Origin of the sequence: Moorena sp. SIO1G6 (assembly GCF_010672795.1) — a bacterium.
Lineage (GTDB): Bacteria > Cyanobacteriota > Cyanobacteriia > Cyanobacteriales > Coleofasciculaceae > Moorena > Moorena producens.
Genome location: NZ_JAAHFZ010000087.1, coordinates 2,245 through 20,168, shown reverse-complemented (window position 1 = coordinate 20,168; position 17,924 = coordinate 2,245). Strand labels below are relative to the sequence as shown.

Below are 17,924 nucleotides of genomic sequence, written 5' to 3'. Positions count from 1 at the left end.
CTGCTCTAGTATCATGACCACCAACTGCTCCGTTGTCAGTTGCTTGAGTTGGGGGGGAGCTAGTTTTTCGGGTTTCGGTTTTTCGCTCATGCCGTCACCATACCGGATTTCTTGATTTTGTCAACCCTCTCACCTGAATTCTTACAATTATCCCAGCTGCTAAATTACTCGGATAAAAATAGCAATTCTCTTCTTTTTTTCGCCGACGGTGCCGCCGCTGCATTACTAAAAAAAGGAGAGTCTAGCAACAAAATTCTATCCTATTATGGTATAACTGATGGCAAATTAGCTGATTTGGTTCGAGTTCCCTTGGGGGGGACAAAATTGCCTGTAAAAAATGAAAATATTGACTTAGCACTTAATTATGTCAAAGTAGAGGATCGCCATCAATTAGAACAAACTTTATCACAAATCTATTTAAACAATTACAAAAAAGTAATCACCACTGCATTGCAAAAAAGTGGATTCTCTCTAAATCAAATAGATTTTTTATTTACCAATCAGATCAAAAAAAGCTTATTAGCTAAGCTTCTTGACGTACTAAACTTAACTGAAAATAATACATTTATATCCTTAAAAAACTGCGGCCATTTGGGATCAACAGATACTTTATTGGGTTTGGCTAAGACTATAGAATTGCAGAAAATAAAGCCTGGTAATTTAGTAGTTTTAGCCAGTAGTGCTGCCGGGTTTTCCTGGGGAGCAACTGCGATTAAATATTAAAATAATCATTATTAAACTAATTTTAACTTCTCTCGGCTATCCTAGACGGATTACAGTAAATGAGTAGTTTAAATGAGCTTACCCCCTTAAATAGCAAGGGATTAAACAAAATAAAAAGCCATTGTATTGATGCAGTCGCTCATGGGGTAAACTCCCATGAGCGCGCTGTATCGCTTTTATTAAAATTGCATTTTTAAACACTTAAAAAGCAGGAATTTCCTGTAGGGTGGGCAGTGGATCACACGATCCCAAACCTGGCCATCAGGTAGCTAGGCACTGCCCACCATCGAATTAATCATAATCGTTATACTTCTCAAAATGTCAAATCGAACCTATGGAATTATCGGCACCGGAGCTATTGGCGGATTCTACGGTGCCAAACTGCAAAAAGCAGGTCATCAAGTCAGCTTTTTACTCCGGAGCGACTACCACCATGTCGCGGAAAACGGTTTAATTATAAAATCAGTAGATGGTGATTTTACTCTGCCGGAAGTCGATGCCTATAACGATGTTAAAAAAATGCCCAATTGCGATGTAATCGTAGTAGCATTAAAAGCAACGCAAAATGATGTGTTGGCAGATCTATTACCGCCCTTAATAAATGAAAATACCGTAGTGTTGCTCTTACAAAACGGCATAAATTGCGAACCAGAAATTGCCAATATTATAGGAAATAATACCCTAATCAGTGGGTTGTGTGTTATCTGTTCTAATAAAGTAGGGCAAGGCCAGATTCACCACATCGACTATGGTAGTATTATCATAGGGCAATATGCTGCCAATTATCAAGCGGCTGGCATTACAGAAGAAATCAGTGAAATTGCTAGGGATTTTGAAACTGCAGGGATTACTATTGAATTGAGCGAAGATTTGCTGTTAGCTAGGTGGAGAAAGTTAGTTTGGAATATTCCGTATAACAGTCTTTCCGTAATTTTAAATGCTAGAACCGATGAAATTATGGCCAATGCTGATACGCGGCGTTTAGCAGAACAAATAATGGGGGAAGTGCTAGCAGGGGCAAAGAGTTGCGGGCGGATACTAGGCGACTGCGTTATCCAAAAAATGCTCGACCATACCGAAAATATGAATTCTTATTTAACCAGCATGAAACTGGATTATGATGGAAAAAGACCCTTAGAAGTTGAGGCAATTGTCGGCAATCCTTTGCGGATGGCAAAGAAAGTAGGAGTTGATTTGCCCATGATTTCTATGCTTTATCGACAGTTGAAGTTTTTGGATATTAGGAATCGGCTAGGCACTGGCCACCATAGCTAAGCATATGCGCTACGCGCACGCTAAGCGAACAGCCGTCAGCGGTCAGCTGTCAGTAAATAATGTAGGGTGGGCAGTGCATCAGACAGATTCCAAACCTTGCCATTAGATTGATAAGCACTGCCCACCATAGGATCAATCATAAGTTTATGTAGGGTGGGCAGTGCATTAGACAGATTCCAAACCTTGCCATTAGATTGATAAGCACTGCCCACCATAGGATCAATCACTCCCGACTCCCGACTCCCTAAACAGTCACCGAAGGTTTACTGCTGACATTTTCCACTAAATTGTCAGCAATCCCACTCTCAGGAAATGCGCGCTTAATCACATAGGATTCTAACAATGTGCGCAGCCAACTTGGGCACCAGCGACGCTGACAGAACTCCAATAACTTTCTCTCGAAACTACCTTCTTGAGTTGACCACTTAGCCGGGAGTTGACGATTCTCAATCACCCACCTCCAAATCGACCACATTGAAGGATCATCTTTCGCCAAATTCCACTTTTTGACTTGACGATTGAACACATCTCGTACAGACTGTTCATTCCATTTAAATACATAAAATGGCACATCATCCTGGTCAAACCGAGTGATCTGTCGAGGATTGAGGAAAGTGATTCTAGATTTAGGTTCCAGGAAAATTGTCTCGCCTAAGTCCGTTGCCTGCATACATAAATCAGTATGACTCGCCAAGCTATCAAAGACTTCATCCAGTACAATAGACTTGATCATAGAATGACGAGCTAGGATACAATGAAACTCAATAGAATCTACTGGGGTACGATGTAAATCCTGCTCAACATCCCGTAATTTAGTAGCGTAGAGCAACTGCTTTTGCTCAAACCACTTTTTACCATGCTTTCTTTGGTGAAACTTGGTTTTAATCCCAGCAACATGTACCTCAATATCCGGAGAGCCTGGTTGCCCCTGTAAAATTAGAGGAGCAACGATACCAGCTTGCTCTTGTTCAGCACACTCAACCAAACGTTTTAACCAACCAGGCTCTACAATCACATCATTGTCAATGAAAACAATGTAATCCGCATCCTTAACAAACGGTAGAGCTATGTTACGAGCAACATTAGATCTCAAATAGCGTCCGCGATGGATCAAACTCATGAATTCGTGTTTATCTGCCTGCTGTTGCAGATACTCATGCACTGAGGATGGACCGTTGCCATCTACATAGATTAGCTCAAACGGATAAGAGGAATAATCAGTAATAATACTGTCTAGGGAAGGCTTTGTTAAACTAAACCGCTCCCTCTGAGTCACGATTAATGTTACCTTAGATAAACCCATAAGCTGATAGATTAACCACGTTATGATTTGGTTCAAGTCTATCAGTTACAAGCAAAAAAAGCCCACTACTTTAGTATTACTGAATCAATAAATTCTGGATAATTATAGCCGTTCTTATCGTAATTCTGACTCCCCATCTCCCTATCTCCCCATCAGGGTAGGTTTTTTACTTTGACCTCAGGTGTGGGGTGACCGGGTGTGGGGTGACCGGGTGTGGGGGATAAGAAAGCGATGCAGCGCTTTTTCAGGTGCGACCCGTGGCGAATTTAATTCTTAATAGGTCAAGCGCACCTAAGTTGTTTTCCTTTTCTTATCCCTGTGTACCGCCCCCGACCGGTCAGGGGTTGGGGGTGGGTTTGACCCAAATGTAAAAAACCTACCCAAGTGAGCTACTCCCTACTCCCTAGTAAATTCGCCCATTCTCGATTCTAAATTCTAAATTCTAAATTCTAACTTCTAACTTCTAACTTCTAACTTCTAAATTCCCCACACCTCCCACACCTCCCACACCTCCCACACTTCCCTATCTTTCCCGACTCCCGATTCCCGACTCCCGATTCCCGACTCCCTACTCCCTACTCCCTACTCCACTAGTAACTTTATGGTTCTCTGCTGGGGTTTGAGCCACAGGAGTATCTACCGCTGAATACCCCCTCCCAGTATCCACCGGAACAGGGGGTTGTAGCTGCTTGATATCGTTGATAACTGCTCCCAACAGTACCTCGTTTTCATCTAACTCTTCGATTACCTGAGATAAAATACTTCCCTGGGTATAGCCTGGTCGAGTAACTAACACAATCCCATCAGTAAATGGTTGTAGTAATAGGGCATCATTACAACGGGAGAGACTAGGCGAATCAACTACAACAAAATCAAAGCGACCACGAGCATCTTCCAGCAAATGCTTCATTTCACTCGATTCTAGGATCCCCGCAGCTTTGCGCAGGGGCCCAAGACTAGGGAGAATGTAGAGATTTTCAAAATCTTGGGCTAAATGAATACATTCACTCTTAGAGCCATAGAAGCGCAAAGGTTCCAGTGGAGCGTCCATCAGGTGAATCACTTCTTGAGCTTGAGCTACAGAATGCGATCGCAAATCCCCTTCTACCAACAGAGTACGCATACCGGCTTGGGCAGATGCGATCGCTAAATTGTAAGCCACGATCGTCTTTCCTTCATTCCCTGCCGTACTAGTCACCAACACCACTTTTACCGCAGGTTCCTCCCGCAGACGAAGATTAGTGCGGAACCGTTCGTAGAACTCCAACTCCAAAGCCTCTGGTTGGGTTATTATCGCAGCTTCACCCCGGTAGGACTTGAGGCCGATTGTCGGTAAATCCCCCAGTAATGGCACACCATTGTCCCGAAGTATGGGCTTAACATCCTCTGGCGTGTATAAAGTATTATCCAGGGTTGATAGCAGCAGAATCACACCAGCACCTACAACAATACCGATTACACCACCTATTGCCAAAGTAACGATCGGATTACTTTCTGTCTGGGCCTGAAGTGCTCTCGGTTCTGAAATCCCAGCGATCGCAAGACTACTCTCAGTCTCCGCCTCTGCTATTTTGCTATCTGCTAATGCCGCCTGCAACCGATTGTAAAATTCCTGCTTAAAAGCAACTTGCTGAGCCAGTCGCCCTCGCTCCAGCTGCTTATTGGGCAGCTGCTGATATTGCTGTCTTAGTTCTTTTTCCGTTCTTTGGGTAGCTGCCAACTGCCGTTGAAGTGATTCCCGCTGGGTTTGCAGAGCTACCAACTGATTAGCCAGTGCCTGCCGTGCTGGGTCCAGGGTACTGTCTTGGCGGATTTGACTGGGCAATGGAGAGGTAAACCCATTACCACCGAGAACTTCAGCCGCACGTGCCTGAAGTAAGGTCTCATAAGTCTGTTGCTGTTTGCGCAACTCAATCATAGTTGGATGTTGCGGACGCAACTGCCCCTTGAGCAGTTCCATCTGTGTCTCAGTATCCAGAATCTGAGCTCGCAGACTAGCAATAATCGGGTCAGCACTAAGGGCAGAAGACGTGTAAGCTTGGTCAGGGGTCAAACCTAGCCGTTCGATTAGGCTAGAATATTGAGCCTCAACCCCCTCTAGCTGTATCTCGAGACTACGTTGTTGCTGTTGGCTACCAGTAATTCCACCCACTAACGTCCCATCTTGAGCAGCAAATAAAGCTGGTCCTTGTAGGCGGTCATACTGTTCCAGTTTTTGTTCCGCTTCCCTTAGTTCCGCCTCCGCCTTAGGTAAACGTTCTTCTATCACTTCAATAATCCGTCTTAGTTGTGATGTGTTGATAAAACGGCTCTGTTCCACCATTTTCTTCATCAGCATGTCAACGATGGCTGCAGAAATTTCCTTATTCTTATCCCTATAGATTACCGAAATAAATTGTGCTCCTTCTGCTTTTGGCAATTTCACCTGTGTATTTTTAACAATGTCTTTGGAGCTGACTTGCATCCCAGCTGCTACTTCCTTCACCACATTGTCTGCCAGCAGCGTTCCCTGTGTCAGCACTTGTTTACCTTGTTCTGAAATCTGTACCCCTGTCTGGGAAAATACTTTCACAGGAGTGGTATATATCAAGCGACCTTCAGCTCGGTAAATCGGAGGTGGCGTTGGCTGTATAGCCACAATCCCGGATATGCCAGTAATCAGGAAAAACGTGGCAAAGCCGATTAACTTATGCTGATTGAGAGCAATCAGGTAACGTGTGACAAAAGGGGGAGTCATAAGTTGTTTCCGCTATTGTTAAGGCAGCAGTCATAGAAAAATCCTGTAGCCTATTCCTATTTTTACCGCTGAGTCAACAGGGACTCTGAGCACCAGTTACAAACCGAGACAGGTAGTGGAGTTTTCTGTCCATTCATTAAGGTATCCGGAGATTTTCGTGCTGTCGATGGAAAAGCTAACACACCAGGGGAGAGGTACCATGGATTTCTGCTCCTGTCATACCCAAACCTTATCAAAACAGTTCTGGTATTTCCTCAAAAAACCTCCGGAATCCCAGAAAATCGTTGAAGGGTCGAGTCACTAGACTCAGAGCGGCAGAAATCTTAGCAACAAGACTTCGACCCACCACGATCACATCTTCATCTTGAAGTGGCACGTTTTGGGAAACATCACCCTTTAGTAGCTTTTCTCCGTCTAGTTTTTGAGTCACCGCTTTGCCCTGTTCTGGATCAAAACGAATTAAGGCAATGCTATCCAAGTCAGCATCATCTGGGTTAGGAGAAATTGCTGTTAAGGCATCAATAAACGTACTACCATTAGCTAATGTCAAGTTGCCAATCGTCCCATTAGGATAGCTCAACACTCGAACGCTGATTTGTTGTTGAGCTAGGTTAGAACGAGCTACCAGCTGCCTATCATAATCGGTAGTATTACCCACCTCCAACTTTCGCACAATAATAGCATCCCCATCCCGGAGGTTCAATTCCGATGGAGTTGTCCCATTTTGCAGCGGTGTCAGCAAGTCAATTTCTCGCTCAATGATAGAATTATTCACCACCGACTTACGACGAATCAAAATAGTCCGCAAATCAGCAATGGTAGTCGTACCACCCGCAGCAGTAAGGGCTTGATTCGGTTGAGTTCCTGCTGGCAGGGGGTAATAGCCTGGTCGAAACACCTCACCACTCACCGTAATCTGAACAGCCGGTGTACTCAGTAGGCTCACAACTACTTCAGGATCAATCACAAATTCATTTAAGACCTTTTGAATTAAATCTTGAGCCGCCTCTAGAGTAAGTCCCACCACTCGTAGCTTACCGAACAGCGGTACCACAATATTTCCGTCAGAATCAATAGCACTTTGAAAAGCCAGATTCGGAAAGTTTGTCACACTCACTGCGATTACATCTTCTCGCCCTAGGTAGTGGCGATTAAATTCATCAGATGGACTCACCTGTGACAGAGTCTCTGGGTAGCCCAAAGGAGGTAACATTTCCTCCAACTGTTCCAATGGATTCTCCTCTGAGACCGGTTCAGGGTTGCTCAACGGTGGTGGCGGTGGCAACGTTTCCGTTACCTTTATGGTCTCAGGAGTGGTCTCAGGGGTGGTCTCAGGGGTTTCCAGTTCAGTCCTTTCCCTTTCCCCTGATTCAACAGTTTCCGTTGTTTCCCGTTCCATGGAACTAAACGTAGGCAACTGAGCGCGATCGCTAATCCCATCCCCAAGATTTTGCACCGATGTCGGTAAATTTCCGACAAGCTTAGCCCAACCAGGGCTAAGCCAGACTCCAGAACTAACCAGCCATAATAATACGGTACCCCCAAACAAAGATAAAGTAAGAACTTGGTTGCCAAACCTGTGGGTGTCAGTTGTCATGTTCCAATGGTCAAATATAATCTCAAGTCTGAAATCTCAAGTCTGAAGTGGCAAGTCTAAAATGATAAGTCTGAAGTGGCAAGTCTGAAGTGGCAAGTCTGAAGTGGCAAGTCTGACGTTTAACTTCTAGTTGTGGATAAACTTTTTAGTCAACCCTAAGTGTTCCAGCAATAAATCCATTTCATCCTTTATCCTTGATCCCTCATCCTTGAGCCTTCATCTTGAATCCTTCATTCTTCATCCTTCATCCTTGAGCCTTCATCTTTGATTGTTGATCCTTCATACTTTGTATACTACTAGCTTCCTCAGCCAAAGGATCGCTCATCAAAGCAGTTTGAATCATTTTACTGAGAGATTCGGCTATTGGCCTAGAATTTTCAATATCACCCAAAGGTTCTATGGGAATTTGGATATTCACCGCAACCCAAGGCACCCGTTTGCGATGTAACTGGGCCAGTTGATCAACCCAGAACCAACGGCTAGGAGCAGGATTACCACCCTCTGGCCAGGCATACCATTGTACTATCGCGAAGGTTTGCCGCTGATTCCAGGCACGAAAGAAACGGGCGTTAACAACACTTTTGGGGTGGGTTTTGGGATTGGTTGTGATGGTCGGATCAGCCTGGGTCTTCCCCTCAACATCAGATGTGTTGACCACAAACTTGATTTGGCTATAAGAATCGCTCTTCCATTGTCCCGATCTTTGTCTCATAAATCCGCTAATATCTTCCCATTCTACCTGTGGCTGGGATTTAGGACCATTTTGGGGAAGCAAAAATAACCACACTGGTTTTTGTTGATCCTGCTCTATGAACTGCAAAGACCATTTATGGCCGCCAATCCTGATGGTTTGTTGCTTAACAGTTTGCCAGTCAGATAGTTCTATTCCTGTCTTGCGGATAGCTTTTATCTTTTGGAGGTTAGTCACTGGTGGCCGTTTTGCCCAAGGCCAGTTTCCTGTCCAGTAACCCGGTACTGCTCCCATTATTACCAAGACTAACAGCAACACCAGTAAGACTCCCCTGGAGATTTGCCAGGGCTGGATTAACTTTATTAAACTTACTGATTTCATCATTCTATAGCCTTTATCAGACTTATGAGGTACACATAATTTTTTTCCCTATTCCCTGTTCCCAGATCCGCTGTTCCCTAAAATCCCAAAATTGTGTACCTCACCCAATTAAAAACTATAACGTTTAATCTTCATTGTTAGCCAAGGGAGTCAAGTTTGGTGTCTGAGGGAAAGTATTTTTCAATGAACTTCATTAATAGAACCAGCATCACTAACATCATGGCTGAATAGAGGTCACCGCCCCAGCTTTCATGGAGCCAATGAAATGCGTTATCTTGTCCACTGCCATGGAAAAAGGTAAGCACACTATTGCGGACAATATTAGCACTAACACTTATAACCACCGCACCAGATAACAGCCAAATAGTCTTTAGGCGTGACTCAATAGCACCGCTCCAGTAAAGCAACATCAAACTCACATACAGGCAAGTAAATAACATCTTAAGACCAGCACAGTGGGGCGCTACCTCAACAATTCGTTCACTTACGAACAAGTTAATCCCTTCCAGTCTGACATTCATCCCAAACTGAGTCAGAATAAAGGCAGCCATGGCAGCAATAAAGCGTTGTAGGGGCAAGATATAAGGTTCAATCAAATAGGGAACTGCTGTTGGAGTTGCCAAAGCCACTAGCAGCAGGGGAAAACTTTGTAGCTTAAAGCCACCAATCCCTTTTAACCATAGGCTCATACCAGCTAAAACCATGGGAAACGATAAATTTACCAGTTCTGATTGACCGCTAAGATAGCTTACTGCTCCAATTATCAGTAAGACTACACCAAAGGGATGGGCTGTATCAGTCAGCTTATGCCACCGTCGTCGGTTCGTCCAGACAATATGGGCAGCAAACGGTAGCCCAATCAAACCATGGCTAAAGTATTCATGGGTAATGCTGATACTTTTGTTGAGCCAGCCATTATACCAATGCATCAGCACAGGACCATAAATAATGACTAGTAAAACGATGATACAACCGTCCAGTAGATAGCGATCAATGGCAATAGGAATTTTGCGTCCAATTTGCATAGTTTAATGATTAATAACTAATGGCTCAAGCACGCCTAATAAATTAGCTAACCCATCAACAACCTGCTCAATCTGCTCCTTGCTCAAGTTGGGATAAATTGGTAGAGATAAAATCTCATTGCACAGAGCTTCGGCATGGGGAAAGTCACCGGCTTGATATCCCAAGTATTTGTAAGCTGGCTGGAGATGGCAAGGAATTGGATAATGAATACCGGTTTGAATTCCCACTGAGGCCAGAGCATCCTGGATGCTCTGTCGGTTAAAGGGACATTGTTGACCCACCCTAATCACATAAAGGTGGTAGACATGACCTGACCCGCTGTGGTTTTCTATGGGCACAATCCCGTGACCTTCCAAAGCCTTGAGTAGATTGTCGTACTGCCCAGCTGCCCAGTAGCGTGACTGGTTCCACTCAGTCAAATAAGGCAGTTTGACATTGAGGATAGCAGCTTGTAACGTGTCTAAACGGCTATTTTTGCCGATATCGGTATGAAAATATTTGCGAGGTGCCCCGTAATTGCGAAGCGATCGCACTTTTTCTGCCACAGTAGCATCATTAGTGATTACCATGCCACCGTTACCAAAGGCACCCAAGTTTTTACTGGGGTAGAAACTAAATGCTGCCGCCTTGCCCACAGAACCAGCATAATAATCCTCTCGCTGTGCTAAGTGAGCTTGTGCTGCGTCTTCAAAAATCAGTAAGTTGTGGGCATCAGCAAATGCGATTAACTCACTCGGGGATACCATCTGACCGTAAAGGTGCACAGGGACAATTGCCTTGGTTTTGGCTGTAATGGCTTGTTTGGCAATATTGAGATCAATTAGGGCAGTAAGGGGGTTGCAATCCACCAAAATTGGCGTAGCACCAGCAGCTATGATCCCAATCACTGTAGCGATAAAAGTGTTAGCAGGACAAATCACTTCATCCCCAGCACTAATGCCACAGGCTTGTAATCCGAGTGCGATCGCATCGGTGCCAGATCCCACCCCGATACCGTATTGGACACCACAAGCAGCCGCAAATGCTGTCTCAAAATTCATCAAGGCTTTACCAAGAACAAAATCTCCCTGCTGCACTACAGATTGAATTGCCTGGTCTAGCTCAGTTTGAATAGGTCGGTGTTGTTGAGCTAGTGAAACGAAGGGAACTTTGACCGGAACTTGGTAACTCATCTATTTGTATAGGAATTGATAGTACACTGTATCAGGGTTAACAGCAAAGATTCACATCATTCTTCTCTTCTTGAATGTAAGTCGAATTCCACATGAGTTAACACACTATAACTGTCAAGATTTCGTAAAGTTTTAGCCACTGGTAGGAGTGAGGAATTGGGGCTTTGACCATAGCAGAAGTTCACTGACTCTCGGAACATGGTATATAGATAAAGCGATCAGCCAATGAGGTGTAAGCTTAAGAGTTTTCGTGGTTTGTCCGCCATTGTCCCATCCCCGGTTTACCCATCCCTACCGTTCTTGATTACAGCGTTCCCAAAACCATCGTGGCATGACACATCATCACCAAAAACCATCAAACATCTTACCCAAAAGTGGGCTTTTACTTTACTTTAGGGGGAATTGGGTAAGATTTTATGGTTCTGAATTCCTCTGGTTTACCAAACTTAGTCATGAAGGAGTGCTGAGTACAGAGTGTGGTGAATATCCCCTGCTGACCAATCCGGTTGCTTCGCGCTTATTCGTTGGACTAAGCACCGTGCTGTTGCGGACGCTTATTTTTGTAAGCCTGGGTCTTATCTTCCCTTTTCTTTACCATTTCTTCACAAATTTCTTCACAAAGTCTTTACTGATTTTTTATTTTGGGCTAACCACTTAAGTCAAGATAGTTAGGAGACCCCTTTCCTTGATAGCCTGATTCCAAATCCATGTTTATAGCCCCCTATCTTGATGCACTAGCTGATGGGGGTTTCCACATTATTTACCAAAACTAGCTCCTAGGTAGGTAAGGGATTTCAGATTTCTCGATAGAGTGTTATAATAATTTTACATTTTCACATTTGATTAACATAATCTTTAAAATTATATAATTGAAAATTAATAGCTGTTTCTGATAAGCTTTCCGGTAGTTCCTTTAGAAAAACAGGTAGTGGGGCATGGTAACATAGCTCGAATCAATTTTTTCCTATGGTATTATAGAGTTTCCATTTTATTTTTGAACAAAGCACCCTCTTGAAATAATACTTTCAGCTAGTTTGGCGTTCACAACTCATTTATAGCTATATATAAAATATATACCCTTATAATATAGAGATGCATCGCTATGAAAACATCAACACTTAAAAAAGTATCTAAAATTACAGCAGGAGTGCCATTTATGAATCTATTTACATCGGTTATGTATCTGCCTACGAATCTAGTGGTCAGTGCAGTTAATCCCTTAAAGTATCCAGAGAGTAATTTATTTAAATAAATCTTGGCTTCATTTTTTTTATTTAGCGCAAATTTATATCGTTATGTAATGGTATTTTTACCAGAGTTATCATCAATAATCAAGAAGGTAGCATACCAAGTATTTATATTATAAAATTGACGATGGCTAAGATGGCATCAGGAGTCCAACCAGTGAGTATGATAGTTTTGATACCTATATGAATAGAACCAAGAACAGGGAATGATCAGCTGGAGCTATCCTAAGCCTGAGGACTAATTATTGCCTGCTAAAGAAGGTCATAATAATTGAGTTTTTCTGTCTGTATTCTTAGAGATAAGAGCGCCTAAGCGCGTCTGTCTAACCTACTGCTCTATTGAGAGTAATAGCTTTTGGTATATTCGGTGTTGGTTCAATGCATAAGCATCAACAGACAAAGCCGATTGAGTATCTAGTCATCAAGGCTATAACGTCGAAAATTAAACCAAACGCTTTGAATGAGTAAAGTTTAAATTTTTCTCTTAAAGGTGAAAATTCAAACAGTAAAGTATGTAGGGTAATTAGACACCAGTTGCTAAGTAACTGATAGATAGAACTAACTAGATATAGTGTTTCTCAATGAATTGTAAAAAGCGATGCATCGCTTGTCCACCTGTCAAATCTTAACTTGACAGACTACTCGCTCTACCAATAACGTTCATGCGCATATTAATCTACTCCTATAATTATCATCCTGAACCCATAGGCATTGCCCCATTAATGACGGAACTAGCAGAAGGTTTGGTCAAGGCAGGACATCAAGTACGAGTCGTCACTAGTATGCCGAACTATCCCCAGCGCTGTATCTATGATAAATATCAGGGTAAGTGGTATCTGACTGAAGAAAGAAATGGAGTAATAATTCAACGCTCCTATGTCTGGATTCGACCAAAGCCTGGTGTAGTGACACGGATACTACTGGATGGTAGCTTCGTGGTGACTAGTTTGATTCAGGCTTTCCAGGGCTGGCGACCTGATGTAATTCTGCTGACAGTACCGTCGCTGCCGGTTAGTGTGCCAGCTGCTTTACTCGGTTGGTTGTACAACTGCCCAGTATTACTGAATTTACAGGATATTTTGCCAGAAGCTGCTGTACAGGTTGGTCTAATTAGAAACAAACTAGCCATCCGTATCTTTGAAGCTTTAGAGAAGTTTGCCTACCACACTGCTCATAGAATCAGTGTTATTTCTGAGGGATTCGTTGACAATTTAGTCAGTAAAGGAGTACCTAAAGACAAAATTACCTGTATCCCCAACTGGGCGAATGTTAATGTTATCCGTCCCTTACCCAAAGAAGGAAATTCGTTTCGCACTGCTTACCATCTTGATGGCAAGTTTGTAGTACTGTATTCCGGTAATATTGCCCTGACTCAGGGATTGGAAACAGTAGTGAAGGCGGCTACTCTGGTCAGGCATATTCCAGAAATTGTCTTCGTCATTGTTGGAGAATCTAAGGCTCTACAGCAGCTACAGCAAGACTGTCAGACTTGCAAGGCTAGTAATGTCAAGCTTTTACCTTTCCAACCCCGAGAGAAGTTACCAGAAATGTTGGCAGCAGCAGATATAGGTTTAGTTGTGCAAAAGCGTAACGTTGTTTCCTTTAATATGCCCTCAAAAATTCAAGTGCTATTGGCTTGCGGACGACCCATCATTGCTTCTGTGCCTTTGAATGGAACTGCAGCGCGAGTTGTTCGAAAAAGTGGTGGCGGTGTAGTGGTACCACCACAACAGCCCCAGGCTTTAGCATCTGCAATTGTCGAATTGTATGAAAATCCTGAGCAGGGGGTATCTCTAGGTCAACAAGGTAGAAAATTTGCTCTGAAGCACTTCGCCTATCAAAACGCTCTCAACCGCTATGAAGCACTATTAACTCAAATTACTAAGAAGCCTAACCATAATTCACTGATTGAATTACAGCAGTTTTCAGATTTATAACCTAGGTCAGACCAGATAAACCAAATCAGATCCTGTCCCGTGGTACGTGGTAGTGTTCACCGATACTACTGGACTGGATCTCATCATCCAATTGGGAACTTCTATATATTTATATGTTTTCCCCTTGGCCTTTTACACCCAAGCCTTTTGACTTATTTCGTGCTGCTTCCAAGAGTAAACGTTGCTCAGCACGAGTAATTGCCTGGTAAGTCGCTTCCACATCTTTAACATCAACAGAAATCGAAGTAATTCCCCACTGCACCAACAAATCAATGAGTTCCGGATCCTGAACCGTAGCTTGACCACAAATTGAGCAAGGAATACCAGCTTCCTTTGCCATTTCGATTAATTGCTGAATTGCTTGCTTGACCACTGGATGGCACCCTGCCACCAGTGTTTCCAACTGCCTCTGTTCCCGATCAGCTCCTAGTAAAAGTTGCGTCAAATCATTAGTACCAATAGAAATTCCTTGAACACCTGCTCTAACATAGTCTGGTAGCAGAAACAACACAGATGGTACTTCTGCCATAATCCAAAGTTGAAAATCAGGATTATCAGTAAGTCCTACCTGTTCTACCCGACGGCGGCAAAAGGTAAACTCTTCCACAGTACGTACAAAGGGCAAAATCAGCCGTAAATTCCTGCAGCCGTAAGCATAAACCTCCTGTAAAGCTGCCAGTTCTACATCAAAGCTAGCTGGGTCACTCAGATAGCGACGAGTGCCACGTAGACCAAGCATCGGGTTAACTTCCGCTTCCGTTACCAGGTGATCCCCACTCAGGGATGGAAATTCATGGGAGCGCCAATCCGTGGAGCGATAAAATACAGGACGTGGTGCCAAGGTAACCGTAAATTGAACAATTAACTGAGCCAAGCGTTCTACCAACTCATGTTCATTGCCCTGTCTGTGCCACTGACTGGGGTGCAGATTATTCAAAATCTCCAACATCATCAGTTCTGAACGCAATAACCCCACTCCATCCACTGGCAAACCCACAATTTTTTCTAGGGAGTCCCGCTGGCTAAGATTAACCAATAGTTGAGTAGCAATGGGGAAAGTATTTTGAAAGTTAGAAGGTTGAAAGTTTACTTTTGCTTCCCTTTCTCTTAATCCTGAGCCATGCAATTTTTCAACCGGAAACCCTTGCTTAGTTCCTAGCCGATAAACTTCCCCCTGTCCCCCATCCACGAGTAGAGACTCCCCAGTTTCTACAATTTGGGTAATACCAGCCGCACCCACAACACAGGGAATACCAAGTTCTCTAGCAATAATCCCAGCATGACTAGTTATCCCTCCTTGTTCAGTAATAATAGCGGCTACGTGCTTGAGCCCAGGTAGCCAGTCAGGAGAAACACTTTGGGCAACCAAAATTCTACCAGAGAGGATTGCTGAGACGTTTTTGCCCTCACCCGATATCACATGAGCAGTGGCTTTAACTCTTCCTGGTGCTGCGGGTAATCCTCTCACAAGCATAGGCGTGATGGATGGGTTGACAGTGTGTTCACTAGAGTTGCTCCCAATGGAGTCCGATGAGGCTTCAAGCACATTGGGTCGGCTACTCACTTGTACAGACGTAAACAGCTTGCCGTAGGAAGTAGTAGAACCAACAGAGTAAGCTACATTGGAAGCATGATGTAACGGTTCAACCCTCAACTGGCTAGCATCCCACTTTTGCCCAGTTTGAGCACTAAATTTCGTAATTTGTAACTGTGGTTCTGAGTTTTCTGAGGTTTGCCATAGTGTCCACTCTAGGGAAAAGGTAGGACTAATATCAGCAACTAGACGCTGACTGATAGTAATTAGCTCTTGGAGGTATTTATCCTTTAGGGTGTACTGTTTTTGTTGCTCCTCACTGAGTAGATAGGCTTGCACAGTGTTCTGGGTTAGTGATAATGAGTCTGGTTCCAGACACAACCCATAGGCACGGGTTTTACGACCCAGTCGTGAGGCTAGCACAATACCAGTTTCGATCTCAATTTGGTAATAGTCTGGCACTACTTCCCCCTTCGCCAATGCAGTACCTAACCCCCAAGTCGCTTGGATGTAACCCTCAGCTTGGTTAATCTGGAGTTTACCAGAAGCGATCGCATCCCACATCGGTTGTATCAAGACTGCCAAATTGAGCTGCTGGAGACCAATACTATGCCGTTGCCAGTAAAATAGACTTCTGGCGCGAAATAGTTCTGCCCAAACCTGTTTTAAAGACAGTTCCATTGCGAGTGGTTGCCTAGGGCAAATATAGGATCCCAAAATTTTCTCTGGTAAGGTTGAAAAAATCTGGGGTTGATCTAATCTTGCCACTTCAGTTTCCCCAGTGTCCTGCTCAATTCCCGACCCTGGTGATGTCATGGATAAGGAAGGGTGAAAAATTGTTGCTGGGGCGAGTGTAGTTTCTGCTATCTCGGATAGGGTTGATGCCAACACCGAACCTAAAGTCGCCCCTTGAATTTTGTGACGAATTTGCTGAGCCACTTGCTGTAGCTGGCGAGGATTGTCTACATCTACGTAAAGATAAGAAGAAGGTAAATCAGCTAACAGGGGTTCAGACTCACCTAAAATTGCGATAAATTCCCACAATGCCTTTGCACTCACCACAAAGCCAGGTACAACCGGATAATCCCGTTGCCAGAGCTGACTTAAGTTAAAGGCTTCATTGCCCACCAAGGGATAGTCTGAAGGTTGAATCAGATCAAGAGAGTAAAGATTATCCACAAATCGCCGCCTAATCCTGTTATTCCTCCGGGATTTTGGCATCATATCTTGAAGGCATAATATCTCTTACCATTAATCACGTCGTATTCACCTAAATCGTTAATTAAAAATTGACTCTCAACCAAGAATGATAAGTCGTCAACTGGACATGATATTATTAATCCTTCCTATGCTTTGCATCACGCTCTTAGAAGCAGAAAACGGTAGAAATACTGAGGGATTCTTAGGGTTAGTCTTGGCATCTTTAGAAATATCATGCCAAATAAATCCCCAAAATTATGTTACAGGGAATTCAGACCCTTAAAAACGGTCTATTAAGTCTCTTTCTGAAATCGAACTGTCCCCTATGTGAGCGACCTGCCTCTGATGAATTGTGTGATTATTGCGAGCAGCAGTTACTCCGCTGCCAACTTGACAAAAATCAATTTTTATGTAATCAAAATCTCCCAGTGTTTGTCTGGGGCAATTACGGTGGTCCATTAAAACGATTACTTGCTGCCCTGAAATATGAAAACCAACCCCAGCTAGCACATCCCTTGGGCCATTGGCTGGGTAAAGCTTGGTTAAAATCCTCTGCCACCCGTAGCCAAAAGCAAAAATTAATAGTAGTTCCCATTCCCATGCACCCTACAAAAAAGCGACAAAGAGGTTACAACCAGGCAGAGCTAATTGCCCAAAGTTTTTGTGAATTCACTGGTTACAAACAAGCACCACTGGGTTTAGAAAGAGTCCGGGCAACTCAACCTCAGTTTAGTTTATCTGTCCAAGAGCGAGCGCAAAACCTAGCAGATGCCTTTATTATTGGTAAACACTTTCTCAGACATCATAGCACCTCACCCGTACTAATCCTAGATGATATCTACACCAGCGGAGCTACAGTCAAATCAGCCACCCAAACCCTGAGAAAGCATGGAATAACCGTATATGGGTCAGTTGCGATCGCAACATCTACAGCATCGGTAAAGTAATGAGAAAACTTGGATCAGTTGATGATGGGGTGATCGGGTGATCGGGTGATCGGGTGATCGGGTGATCGGGTGATCGGGTGATCGGGTGATCGGGTGATCGGGTGATCGGGTGATCGGGTGATCGGGTGATCGGGTGATCGGGTGATCGGGTGAT

The 17,924-nt window shown here is 43.7% G+C and carries 12 protein-coding genes; 4 read left to right on the top strand and 8 right to left on the bottom strand.

Translation table 11 applies throughout. The features are described from left to right. Window positions 1-117: 117 nt before the first annotated feature. Together F6K63_RS34325 and F6K63_RS34320 are read left to right on the top strand one after the other, a co-directional pair. Complete coding sequence (locus F6K63_RS34325) at window positions 118-723, top strand: 3-oxoacyl-[acyl-carrier-protein] synthase III C-terminal domain-containing protein (protein WP_287314602.1); 606 nt, start codon at window positions 118-120, stop codon at window positions 721-723. Between the two features lie 318 nt (window positions 724-1,041). Further along, window positions 1,042-1,998: a putative 2-dehydropantoate 2-reductase gene (locus F6K63_RS34320; protein ID WP_287314600.1), complete on the top strand. Its 957-nt coding sequence runs from the start codon at window positions 1,042-1,044 to the stop codon at window positions 1,996-1,998. 35 nt (window positions 1,999-2,033) lie between these two features. Here F6K63_RS34320 and F6K63_RS34315 read toward each other — a convergent pair whose 3' ends face one another. From F6K63_RS34315 to F6K63_RS34285, 7 genes are all read right to left on the bottom strand, one after another. Beyond that, entirely contained in the window at window positions 2,034-2,225 is a 192-nt protein-coding gene (locus F6K63_RS34315) for a hypothetical protein (protein ID WP_287254947.1), read from the bottom strand. A gap of 17 nt (window positions 2,226-2,242) precedes the next feature. Then, window positions 2,243-3,274: a glycosyltransferase family 2 protein gene (locus F6K63_RS34310; RefSeq protein WP_287314598.1), complete on the bottom strand. Its 1,032-nt coding sequence runs from the start codon at window positions 3,272-3,274 to the stop codon at window positions 2,243-2,245. Window positions 3,275-3,869: 595 nt separating this feature from the next. Next, window positions 3,870-6,038, bottom strand: coding sequence for a GumC family protein (locus F6K63_RS34305; protein WP_287314597.1), 2,169 nt, complete (start codon window positions 6,036-6,038; stop codon window positions 3,870-3,872). Between the two features lie 232 nt (window positions 6,039-6,270). Then, the gene (locus F6K63_RS34300; RefSeq protein ID WP_008185823.1) at window positions 6,271-7,635 is read right to left on the bottom strand and encodes a polysaccharide biosynthesis/export family protein; all 1,365 of its coding nucleotides are present in this window, start codon (window positions 7,633-7,635) and stop codon (window positions 6,271-6,273) included. Between the two features lie 244 nt (window positions 7,636-7,879). Then, the gene (locus F6K63_RS34295; RefSeq protein WP_287314596.1) at window positions 7,880-8,710 is read right to left on the bottom strand and encodes a cyanoexosortase B system-associated protein; all 831 of its coding nucleotides are present in this window, start codon (window positions 8,708-8,710) and stop codon (window positions 7,880-7,882) included. A 134-nt stretch (window positions 8,711-8,844) separates the two neighbouring features. Then, window positions 8,845-9,732: a cyanoexosortase B gene (crtB, locus tag F6K63_RS34290; protein WP_008185821.1), complete on the bottom strand. Its 888-nt coding sequence runs from the start codon at window positions 9,730-9,732 to the stop codon at window positions 8,845-8,847. 3 nt (window positions 9,733-9,735) lie between these two features. After that, the gene (locus tag F6K63_RS34285) at window positions 9,736-10,905 is read right to left on the bottom strand and encodes a DegT/DnrJ/EryC1/StrS family aminotransferase (RefSeq protein WP_008185820.1); all 1,170 of its coding nucleotides are present in this window, start codon (window positions 10,903-10,905) and stop codon (window positions 9,736-9,738) included. Window positions 10,906-12,814: 1,909 nt separating this feature from the next. On the opposite strand from F6K63_RS34285, the gene F6K63_RS34280 reads away from it, so the two are divergent. Then, window positions 12,815-14,089 (top strand): glycosyltransferase family 4 protein, encoded by a 1,275-nt coding sequence (locus F6K63_RS34280; protein WP_008185819.1) that lies wholly within the window; start codon window positions 12,815-12,817, stop codon window positions 14,087-14,089. Between the two features lie 109 nt (window positions 14,090-14,198). Here the strand turns inward: F6K63_RS34280 and F6K63_RS34275 are convergent, their stop codons facing one another. Continuing rightward, a complete protein-coding gene (locus tag F6K63_RS34275; protein WP_287251257.1) occupies window positions 14,199-16,802 on the bottom strand; it encodes a putative PEP-binding protein in 2,604 nt (867 codons plus the stop codon). Window positions 16,803-17,080: 278 nt separating this feature from the next. Here F6K63_RS34275 and F6K63_RS34270 point away from each other — a divergent pair, with 278 nt between their 5' ends. Beyond that, window positions 17,081-17,770: a ComF family protein gene (locus F6K63_RS34270; RefSeq protein WP_008185817.1), complete on the top strand. Its 690-nt coding sequence runs from the start codon at window positions 17,081-17,083 to the stop codon at window positions 17,768-17,770. The last annotated feature ends 154 nt before the right edge of the window (window positions 17,771-17,924 follow it).

Coding starts and splice junctions, on each gene's coding strand:
- F6K63_RS34280 (WP_008185819.1), top strand. CDS start 12,815: ATGCGCATATTAATCTACTCCTATAATTATCATCCTGAACCCATAGGC.
- crtB (WP_008185821.1), bottom strand. CDS start 9,732: ATGCAAATTGGACGCAAAATTCCTATTGCCATTGATCGCTATCTACTG.
- F6K63_RS34270 (WP_008185817.1), top strand. CDS start 17,081: ATGTTACAGGGAATTCAGACCCTTAAAAACGGTCTATTAAGTCTCTTT.
- F6K63_RS34300 (WP_008185823.1), bottom strand. CDS start 7,635: ATGACAACTGACACCCACAGGTTTGGCAACCAAGTTCTTACTTTATCT.
- F6K63_RS34285 (WP_008185820.1), bottom strand. CDS start 10,905: ATGAGTTACCAAGTTCCGGTCAAAGTTCCCTTCGTTTCACTAGCTCAA.
- F6K63_RS34305 (WP_287314597.1), bottom strand. CDS start 6,038: ATGACTCCCCCTTTTGTCACACGTTACCTGATTGCTCTCAATCAGCAT.
- F6K63_RS34320 (WP_287314600.1), top strand. CDS start 1,042: ATGTCAAATCGAACCTATGGAATTATCGGCACCGGAGCTATTGGCGGA.
- F6K63_RS34295 (WP_287314596.1), bottom strand. CDS start 8,710: ATGATGAAATCAGTAAGTTTAATAAAGTTAATCCAGCCCTGGCAAATC.